Here is a 10,335-nt window from a genome sequence, read left to right as displayed (position 1 = left end):
TATCAATTGGCGATATAAAATCCCTGCCAATAGGGTTCGCTATATTTTAAATTAATAAAAACAAGAGATTAACAAGGTTCTCTGTTTGGGTGTTACTGCGTAATTTACTGGTAAAAATGAGATAATATGACACACTACTATTAGTGCGGATTAACCTTCAGGCTCTTATCGTGATTCACGCATTAAGCTAAATAAAAAAATAGATTGTCATAAAACAGTTGGTTGTAATAAACAATAGGTTGTAATAAAAAATGGGTTGTAATAAAAAAATGGGTTTAAATCATGACGACACTCAGTGAACAGGCTCCACCTCTGTTACATGACACCAAGCTTGAACAGCAGATTTTAAGACGTTCAATTTTTTGCACTTTGTTTATCGCCATTATGGGGATTGTTTTTGGTATCGTATGCGGTTCGATGTCGATTATTTTCGATGGTATGTTCTCTGCTTTAGATGCTGGAATGTGCAGTTTATCGCTATTGGTTTCCCGATTACTCGGTCAGCCGCACAGCCGGCGCTTTCAATACGGTTTCTGGCATGTGGAACCATTGGTTCTGGCTTTCAATGGCAGCTTGCTGGCCTTTCTTTGTCTTTACGCATTCGTCAATGCTATTAAGGGGATTTTCGACGGCGGCAGGGAATTGGAGTTGGGGTGGGCGATTGTTTATGCATTAGTGGTCAGTATTTTCTGTTTCACCCTCTTTTTAAAACAACGTCGTTTAAATAAACGAGTTAAATCCGAGCTAATTGCATTGGATACCAAAAGCTGGTTAATGTCGGCCTGCATCAGTTCTGCGTTATTAGTAGCCTTCTTGCTTTCATGGTGTATGGAAGGGACCCGCTATGCGCATTTGATTGTTTATACCGACCCCGCTGTATTGGCCTTGTTAACCCTGATCTTAATACCTGTGCCAATAAAAACAGTCATTTCGGCAGTTCGTGAAGTATTACAAATGACGCCAGACAATCTGGATAATGCCATTGAGAGCTTAATGGATAAGTTAATGGCGAAATATAAATTTATTGATTACTCCCACTATGCTACCCGCATGGGGCGGGGGTTGTTTATCGAGATTCATGTGGTTATTCCACCAGAGATGGAGACGAGTGGTGTCAGTTATTTTGACCAATTACGCGATGAAATAGCCAAAGAAATTGGCGAGTCCGGCCCTCATCGGTGGCTAACCATCTCCTTTACCCGCGATGCAAAGTGGTTATAGCATCAACATCAATAGCGGGTATGGCGGCGTGTAAATAAATTAACCAAGGTAATGATTCTTATGAACAAGATGATTATTAAGCGCCAGGTAAAACTAAACGCTATTGATACGCCGCCAAGGTTTGATGCTGTTACTAAGGTAGCCATTAATGATGAAACCATCGAATATCGCAAAGCTAAAGTTATTAGTAATATGCGCCGTGCCGCTATCGATTATTTATTGGTGTATGCGGACAAAGAGCATGGGGGTAACTTTGAATATCTGGCGGGGTTTATTCCCCGTTTTGAAGAAGCGGCTATGGTGTTACATGCCTCAGGCGAGGTCTATTTATTATTAGGTAACGAGAATTTAAAGTTATCTGACTATGCCAGAGTCAGAAATACCGCGATTCATGTTCCCTATTTTTCATTGCCAAATCAACCAATGGACAACAGTAAAACGCTTACTGAATTATTGGCAGCAACCGGGATTCAGCAGGCTAAAAAGATTGGGGTTGCAGGATGGAAACTGTTTACCAGTAAGCTGGACGATAACAGTCAGCTATTTGATATTCCGCATTTTATTTTGGATGCGATTAAAAAGTCTGCTTCACCCGTAGCAACGATTATTAACGCCACCAGTCTATTTATTGGCAGTGATATTGCAGCTAGAGTGACCAATAATGCTAATGAATTGGCGCACTATGAATATGGCGCTAATTTGGCGTCGAATTGTATTCTTAATGCATTGGCGGCGGTTGATATCGGCATAACAGAAAAGCAACTGGGCAGTTATCTGGCAGATGAAGGCCAACCGAACAGTGTTGTGATAATTGCTGCGACTGGCGCCAGATTTGAACAGGCAAATTTATATCCCAGTGATAAAGCGGTACAACTCGGCGATAAAATATCATTGACCACCGGGTTTAAAGGCGGTTTGAGCAGTAGAACCGGCTATGCGGTTCATCATGCAGATGAACTACCGCGCGCGGAAAGAGATTATCTTGATAAGGTTGCGCTACCTTATTACACAACAGTCGTCGCTTGGCTGGAAAATATTCGTATTGGTATGCCAGGGAAAGAGATGTACGCATTAGTGGAAACTGTTTTCCCAAAATCACAATACCATTGGTCGCTAAATCCCGGCCATTTAGTTGCTGATGAAGAGTGGTTGTGCTCTCCCATTTATAGCGATTCTGAAGAGATAATTCGCAGTGGGATGATATTCCAAATCGATATCATTCCTTCGGTAAAAGGTTATGCCGGAGTGAGTGCTGAGGAGTGTATTGCACTGGCTGATCAGCATTTACGTAATGCGCTCGCTGCACAGTATCCTGATGTTTGGCAAAGAATACAAAAACGTCGTAGTTATCTCAGCGATATCCTGAATATCCATCTCAGCGAAGAGGTGCTACCGATGTCTAACACAGTTGGCTATCTGCGGCCATTCCTGCTGGATAAATACAGTGCATTGCAATGTATTGATGAGTAACAGCACGAATAACCTAGGGTTTAGGGTATTTATTTAAGGGGCTAATAGCCCCTTTTAGTGGCATCAAGCTTTTATTGCCGCAGCCACTTAGCGCCAGATTTAAGCTCTTGCTGAGATTTCGTGCAAAACTGGAGGCGATACTCTTGCCATCTTGTGGCATAATGCGCGCCGAATCACATTTTCTATAATTCTTGAATATCCCTATTCAGTAATCCAATCGAGAGCGAGCTCTGTGCTAAGTACTAACAATATCACCATGCAATTCGGCAGCAAGCCGCTGTTTGAAAACATTTCAGTAAAATTCGGTGGCGGTAATCGCTATGGTCTGATCGGCGCTAATGGCTGTGGTAAATCCACCTTCATGAAAATCCTTGGCGGTGATTTAGTTCCTAGCGGCGGTAACGTATTCCTTGACCCGAATGAGCGTCTGGGTAAGTTACGTCAGGACCAATTCGCCTTTGAAAACAACACAGTGCTGGACACCGTTATTATGGGTCATGGCGAGCTGTGGGAAGTAAAAGAAGAGCGCGACCGCATCTACGCTATGGCTGAAATGAGCGAAGCAGACGGCTATAAAGTGGCTGATCTGGAAGTTGCCTATGGTGAAATGGATGGTTACAGCGCAGAAGCCCGTGCCGGTGAATTATTGCTTGGTGTAGGTATTCCGGTTGAACAACATTATGGGTTGATGAGCGAAATCGCTCCTGGCTTTAAATTGCGTGTATTGCTGGCGCAAGCCCTGTTCTCAGACCCGGAAATTTTGCTCCTCGACGAACCGACCAACAACCTGGATATCGATACTATCCGCTGGTTGGAACAAGTGCTGAACGAACGTAGCAGCACCATGATTATTATTTCCCATGACCGTCACTTCCTGAACATGGTGTGTACCCACATGGCGGATCTGGATTATGGCGAACTGCGTGTTTATCCGGGTAACTATGACGAATACATGACGGCGGCGACGCAAGCTCGTGATCGTCTGTTGTCAGATAACGCCAAGAAAAAGGCCCAGATCTCTGAGCTGCAATCTTTCGTTAGCCGCTTTAGTGCCAACGCCTCTAAATCTAAACAGGCGACGTCTCGCGCCCGTCAGATTGATAAAATTCAGCTTGATGAAGTGAAAGCATCTAGCCGCCAGAACCCGTTTATCCGCTTTGATCAGGATAAAAAGCTGTTCCGTAATGCGCTGGAAGTTGAACTGTTGACCAAAGGTTTTGATGACGGCCCGCTGTTTAAAAAACTGGATTTGCGCCTGGAAGTGGGTGAAAAAGTGGCTATCCTCGGGCCAAACGGTATCGGTAAATCGACTTTGCTGAAAACCTTGGTAGGGGATTATGAGCCGGATTCTGGCACCGTGAAATGGTCTGAAAACAGTAAGATCGGTTACTACGCGCAGGATCATGCCAGCGACTTTGAAATCGATCTGACGGTATTTGACTGGATGAGTCAGTGGAAACAGGAAAAAGACGACGAGCAGGCTGTGCGCAGTGTGCTGGGCCGCTTACTGTTTAGCCAGGACGATATTAAGAAGAAAGTACAGGTCTTGTCTGGTGGTGAGAAAGGGCGGATGTTGTTTGGTAAGCTGATGATGCAGCGCCCTAACATCATGGTAATGGATGAGCCAACCAACCATTTGGATATGGAATCGATTGAAGCGCTGAACATGGCATTGGAAATGTACGAAGGCACGCTAATCTTCGTTTCCCATGACCGTGAGTTCGTCAGTTCTTTAGCGACCCGAGTGATTGAAATGACACCAGGCAAGCTGATCGACTTTACCGGTAACTACGAAGACTATCTGCGTAGCCAGGGTATTCAGTCCTGATTAGTTGATGGTGTGTTGATAAGAGAGCTGATGCATTGCATCAGCTTTTTTTTTGCGCTAAATAGGCGGCTAATCTTTGCCACAGACTTCACAGTGGACATCTTTGGCAAGCTTCATGGTCCGAAACTCTGCCGTTGCGGCGTCATACATCAATATGCGCCCAGATATCACCTGACCATAATCAGCTAACAGCTTTATGGTTTCCATGGCTTGTAAATTACCAATAATCCCCACCAGGGGCGACATTACCCCGGCTTCAACACAGGTCAGTGCATTGTCACCGAATAACCGACTGAGGCAGCGATAGCAGGGTTGGTTTGGCTGATAAGTGAAAACACTGATTTGCCCCTCCATGCGAATTGCTGCACCTGAAACCAATGGTTTACGTTGTGCATGACACAGGCGATTGAGTTGCTCGCGGCTGGTGACATTATCAGTACAATCCAGCACCAACTGATGTTCAGCAATGGTTGCCGCGAGTTGTTGGTCATCTAACTGACCATCAATGGATTTCAGTGCCAAATGGGGGTTTATTTCAGACAGCGTCAATGCCGCAGAGGCCACTTTTGACATTCCGATACGATTATCACGATGCAAAACCTGCCGCTGCAGGTTGGAAAGCGAAACCGTATCAAAATCCAGCAGGGTAAGGTGGCCCACGCCTGCGGCTGCCAGATATTGTGCAGCTGCGCATCCTAGCCCCCCTAATCCAACGATTAACACCTTGGCAGCATTCAGTTTTTCCTGACCGTCAAAATCAAAACCGCGCAGCACGATTTGCCGGTTATAACGCAGGGCTTGGGCATCGGTCAGTTCTGGCAGCATCTCAGCCTCCGCACAATTTACAATTCATTGTCCCAATAGCCCGTTAAACAGTTCGATTTCAACTGTTTCACCGATCGAGACTGAGCCGCGTTCTCGTTCCAGCACAATAAAGCAGTTACCTTGGCTGAATGAACTAAAGACGTGAGACCCTTGATGGCCGGTGCTACGTACTTCCAATTCACCGCTAGCATTGGTGGAGAAAATACCGCGTTGAAAATCTAAACGGCCAGGGGATTTCTTCAATTTTGTCGCGGCGACTGCGTTGAGGCGCAGTGGTGCACGCCACCCCGCATGGCCGGAGAGTTTAGCAATAAGGGGTTGTACCAACTGATAGAATGTTAGCGCAGCCGAGACTGGATTACCCGGTAAGCCACAGAACCAGGCGTTATCCAATTTGCCGAAAGCAAAAGGTTTGCCGGGTTTTATCGCCAACTTCCAGAAACCGATATCGCCTAACTCTTCCAGCATCTGTTTGGTGTAATCCGCTTCACCCACCGAGACACCACCACTGCTGATAACAAGGTCAGCGGCGGCATCGGCTTGTTCAAATGCGGTGCGCAAGGCGCGTTGATCGTCACGGATCACGCCAAGGTCAACTATCTGGCAGCCTAACTGTTGCAGCATTAACCGTACTGCAAAACGATTGGTATCGTAAATCTGCCCTTCGCCCAAGGGCTGCCCGACTGGTTGCAATTCATCTCCGGTGGAGAAAATAGCCACTTTTAGTGAGCGAAATACTGCAATCTCTGCAATGCCTAATGAGGCGAGTAGCGGCAATTGCGCCGCACCTAATTTTACCCCTGCGGGGAAAACGGCAGCACCTTGTTGGATATCTTCGCCCGGCAAGCGGATATTTTGCCCAACCTGCACCTGGCCATTGAATATGACACCTTGTTCACTGGTCACGGCTTGTTCTTGCATGATGACGGCATCGGCTCCCTCAGGGATTGGGGCACCGGTCATGATACGCACGCAAGTATTGGCCGGCCACTCACCTTTAAACGGCGCACCAGCAAAAGCTTTACCAGCCACCGGCAGCGGTAATGTGCTGCTAAGCTCATTACAACGCACAGCATATCCGTCCATGGCTGAATTGGCGAAGGGGGGCACAGCAATCGGTGATGTAATTGCACTGGCGGTGATACGTCCCGCCGCTTCGGTCAATGCGATGATTTCTGTTGCCTGCAATGGCGTAACCTGCGACAGCATTTTAGTCAGAGCTTGTTCGAGAGAGAGTAAATCCGAGGTATTACTGTGATCCATGCTGGACTCCGTGGTCAGTGTGCACCGTTAGCTAGAGGTAATTATGGGTGCTGAGCTACCATCAAATAATGAAACCATTATGGCAGAGATTGTCAGGTGGGTGAATGGATGGCGGCGCAAAGAGACGATAGACTGATACTACCTTGATCAGTGCTATTATTTTCATGGGTATAAACCTTCGGCAGGCAACACAGGGGTGTGACATGGAGTATCAATCGATTCTGGACTTTTGGTTTAACGAGATGGACCCGGCGTTGTGGTTCAAAAAGGATGAGGACTTTGATGCTCTGCTACGCAAACGGTTTGGCCCGGTTTGGCAAGCGGCATCAAAGGGGGAATTGGCCGACTGGCGGTTTAAAATTGAAGGGCGTTTGGCGGAAATATTGATACTGGATCAATTCAGCAGAAACCTGTTCCGTGATTTACCTGCGTCATTTTCTTGTGACGGGATGGCGCTGGTGTTAGCGCAGGAAGCAATCAGCAGTGGTCAGACGAAACAATTATCTGATATTCAACGCGGCTTTCTATATCTTCCTTTTATGCATTCCGAATCGGGGCTTATTCATAAACAGGCATTAGAACTCTTTACCGAATTGGGTAATGACAATCAGCTTGATTATGAGTTACGCCATAAAGCGATTATTGATCGCTTTGGCCGCTACCCACACCGCAATCATATCCTTGGGCGAGTCTCAAGTGCAGAGGAACAGGCTTTTCTTCTCCAGCCCGATTCTGCTTTCTAGGCGGAAAAGGGCAGACGAATACAGGGTCAGCAACATCGCTGTGCTGGCCACTTATCGTCACTTTTACTACGTACTGTTCCCGTTTGTTTCTGTCGTTCAGCTCACAAAAAAGCCTTCACCAAACAGTCGACTTAACATATTTATGCCATTGACATCACACAGAAAATTGAGGTTTTTCCTAAACTACTCTCTGCGCTATAACTCTCATTGAAACGATAATGTTACCAATATATAACAATCTAACAATCTAACAATATAAAAATGAGAGTTCAGTGTCTGTGATTTCTCGGTTCTGAGCTTATATGGCATGGACGTTTAACAATATGGCAGACGCATCATTATGGTTGAAACAACTTCATTAGACACTACTGTGGTAGAAGGTCAGGGAACATCAGCACGTCTGACAGATAAAGCAGATACCCGGCAACGGATACGAGCCATTGTTGGGGCCTCTTCTGGGAATTTGGTTGAATGGTTTGATTTCTATATTTACTCTTTTTGCGCGCTCTATTTTGCCCCGCTTTTTTTCCCCAGTGATAATCCAACCACCCAATTAGTGCAGACTGCCGGTGTTTTTGCTGCTGGTTTTTTGATGCGCCCGATTGGCGGCTGGTTATTTGGTTATATTGCTGACAAACATGGCCGCAAGTTATCCATGTTGATTTCGGTCTATATGATGTGTGCCGGCTCGCTGATGATTGCCTGCCTGCCAACCTATGCGTCAATTGGTAGCCTGGCACCGGTCTTACTGTTAGTCGCCCGTTTATTCCAGGGGTTATCTGTTGGGGGCGAATATGGCACCAGTGCCACCTATATGAGTGAAGTCGCAGTGAAAGGGCACAAAGGGTTTTATGCTTCGTTCCAATATGTCACATTAATTGGCGGCCAATTGCTGGCATTATTGGTGCTGGTTCTATTACAGCAAACACTTTCATCAGAGGTATTGCACAGTTGGGGCTGGCGTATTCCTTTTGTTCTGGGCGCACTGTTGGCAGTGGTTGCTCTTTACTTACGCCGTTCACTGAATGAAACCTCGGATGAGAAGAACCGTAATAAGAAGGATGCGGGCAGCTTGAAAGGGCTATGGAAGAACCGTCGCGCATTTATTATGGTACTAGGCTTCACCGCGGGTGGCTCTCTTTCTTTTTATACCTACACCACCTATATGCAAAAGTATTTAGTCAATACCGCCGGGATGGATGTGAAAACCGCCAGTCTGGTCATGACGGCGGCATTATTTATTTTTATGTTGGTACAACCTTTATTTGGTGCATTATCCGATCGCATTAGCCGCCGTACATCTATGCTAACGTTTGGTCTATTATCAATGCTATTAACGGTACCTATTCTGCATGCACTAAAAGGGGTAACCAGTCCATATATTGCGTTTATGCTGATTATTACCGCTCTGATTATTCTTAGTTTTTATACTTCTATTGGCGGGTTACTAAAAGCAGAGATGTTCCCACCAGAAGTCAGAGCTTTGGGTGTTGGCCTGTCTTATGCAGTTGCAAATGCCATGTTTGGTGGGAGTGCTGAATACGTGGCGCTGTCTCTCAAGTCTTTTGATATGGAAAACAGCTTCTTTTGGTACGTTTCGGCAATGTGCTTCGTCACCTTCCTGGTTTCATTGCGCCTGCACCGCAAAGGGCAAGAGGTTGAACTATAAAGGGCTAATGTAGTGTACAACTGAAGCCACAATAAGATGGCTTCAGTAACTATGGGCTAAATGATGCTTAATAGTGGCCAGTAATTTCCCTGTTCCACAACATGTATCATCATATCCTGCAGTATGTCTGCGATTAATAACTCTGTCGTGAGGGCAGCCGCCATGACAAATAGAAAACCACTCGCAATGTTGCATTTTTTCAGTCGCGTTTTTTTCCTCATTGATGGCTTGTTGATTATGCGATGAATGAGCTAAAAGATCCGCCAGGTTAGTATTTAACAAAGATCCATAGATGCTACCTTTATCACCCACATATTTGTCGCAGGGAGAGATGTCACCATTGGGTTCTAAGGTGATAATTTCCTGCGAGCAATTGCCAGACCAATAACATGCGGAAGGTTTATTTTTAGCATCTTTCAATACACGAATAAAATCATCAAAAACAGCAATATGTATCTTTCCCTGATAACCGTTTACCCAAATAGTAAACAGCTCTGATAGAAACTGGATAAATTCAGCATAACTGATAAATCCTTCGCCAACATACTGCCCTTTAACGAGTCTATTATCAGGAACTATATTAAGAAACTCAATGTGGGTTAATTCTATTGAGATAAAATAGTCCAACATCTCTTTCATGTCAGTTTGATAAACTTCTCGGTCAACAACAATAAGAGCACCATATGGAATATTATACTCTAGAAGTTTTTTTATTCCTTTGGCTATGCGTTCAGATGTCTTTCTGCCTCGATAGTCTACCCGCCGTTTATCATTTACCGCTGGTACTCCATCAAGACTAATTCCGACATTCATGCCAATACCTTTAATAAATATTAACCACTCATTTGAGATGTTAACGACATTTGATTGCATGGTGTTGGTTATATATTGCTCTGGCCGCTTGAATTGTTGCTGCAACCAAATAAGCTTTTTAAAAAATGATGGCTTTAGTAGTGTTATTTCACCGCCATGCCAGACAAACTCAAATCTATTTACATTAGGAATGGCAAGGATCTGCCGTACTGTCCGGACGAGGGTATGAAATGACACCGTCTGATTGGGGCCTTCTGCCCATGAGTGGCAGTAGGTACAACGAAGATTACATAAACGGGTTGCCTTTAACACAACAACCAGTTTTTTTGCTTGAATAGCTTTCACTGAAATACTTTTTTTAATCTCTTCGTTGAATGTATCTAGCTCATCACTATCGAGTAATTTTTTTGCTGGTATTTTACCAATAAGATAAGATGATAGTGTTCTGTATTCACATGTATCGAGCTTTTCCAGTTCTTTGAGACCTATATCATTTATCTTAG

The 10,335-nt window shown here is 45.0% G+C and carries 8 protein-coding genes; 5 read left to right on the top strand and 3 right to left on the bottom strand.

Annotated features, from left to right (window positions below; all coding sequences use genetic code 11):
• Window positions 1-282: 282 nt before the first annotated feature.
• The 3 genes from V1952_RS16500 (at window position 283) to V1952_RS16490 (ending at window position 4,519) form a co-directional block, all read left to right on the top strand.
• Entirely contained in the window at window positions 283-1,221 is a 939-nt protein-coding gene (locus V1952_RS16500) for a cation diffusion facilitator family transporter (protein WP_372558427.1), read from the top strand.
• Window positions 1,222-1,281: 60 nt separating this feature from the next.
• Window positions 1,282-2,691 carry a M24 family metallopeptidase gene (locus tag V1952_RS16495; protein ID WP_420075139.1) on the top strand — a complete coding sequence of 470 codons (1,410 nt, stop codon included), beginning with the start codon at window positions 1,282-1,284 and terminating at the stop codon, window positions 2,689-2,691.
• A gap of 232 nt (window positions 2,692-2,923) precedes the next feature.
• Complete coding sequence (locus V1952_RS16490; RefSeq protein WP_071843536.1) at window positions 2,924-4,519, top strand: ABC-F family ATPase; 1,596 nt, start codon at window positions 2,924-2,926, stop codon at window positions 4,517-4,519.
• 69 nt (window positions 4,520-4,588) lie between these two features.
• Here V1952_RS16490 and moeB read toward each other — a convergent pair whose 3' ends face one another.
• Window positions 4,589-5,344 carry a molybdopterin-synthase adenylyltransferase MoeB gene (gene moeB, locus V1952_RS16485; RefSeq protein WP_420075138.1) on the bottom strand — a complete coding sequence of 252 codons (756 nt, stop codon included), beginning with the start codon at window positions 5,342-5,344 and terminating at the stop codon, window positions 4,589-4,591.
• A 24-nt stretch (window positions 5,345-5,368) separates the two neighbouring features.
• Window positions 5,369-6,607, bottom strand: coding sequence for a molybdopterin molybdotransferase MoeA (gene moeA / locus V1952_RS16480; protein ID WP_420075137.1), 1,239 nt, complete (start codon window positions 6,605-6,607; stop codon window positions 5,369-5,371).
• A 203-nt stretch (window positions 6,608-6,810) separates the two neighbouring features.
• Between moeA and V1952_RS16475 the strand changes: the two genes are divergently transcribed.
• Together V1952_RS16475 and V1952_RS16470 are read left to right on the top strand one after the other, a co-directional pair.
• Window positions 6,811-7,350: a DUF924 family protein gene (locus V1952_RS16475; RefSeq protein ID WP_420075136.1), complete on the top strand. Its 540-nt coding sequence runs from the start codon at window positions 6,811-6,813 to the stop codon at window positions 7,348-7,350.
• 340 nt (window positions 7,351-7,690) lie between these two features.
• Window positions 7,691-9,019 (top strand): MFS family transporter, encoded by a 1,329-nt coding sequence (locus tag V1952_RS16470; RefSeq protein ID WP_083159411.1) that lies wholly within the window; start codon window positions 7,691-7,693, stop codon window positions 9,017-9,019.
• A gap of 42 nt (window positions 9,020-9,061) precedes the next feature.
• On the opposite strand, the gene darE is transcribed toward V1952_RS16470, so the two are convergent.
• Entirely contained in the window at window positions 9,062-10,330 is a 1,269-nt protein-coding gene (gene darE / locus V1952_RS16465) for a darobactin maturation radical SAM/SPASM protein DarE (protein WP_420075140.1), read from the bottom strand.
• Between the last annotated feature and the right edge of the window lie 5 nt (window positions 10,331-10,335).

This window comes from Yersinia sp. 2542 StPb PI, from assembly GCF_048593855.1.
Lineage (GTDB): Bacteria > Pseudomonadota > Gammaproteobacteria > Enterobacterales > Enterobacteriaceae > Yersinia > Yersinia enterocolitica_E.
Note: the sequence above shows the minus strand (reverse complement) of the source record. Positions and strands in the feature narration are given on the sequence as shown.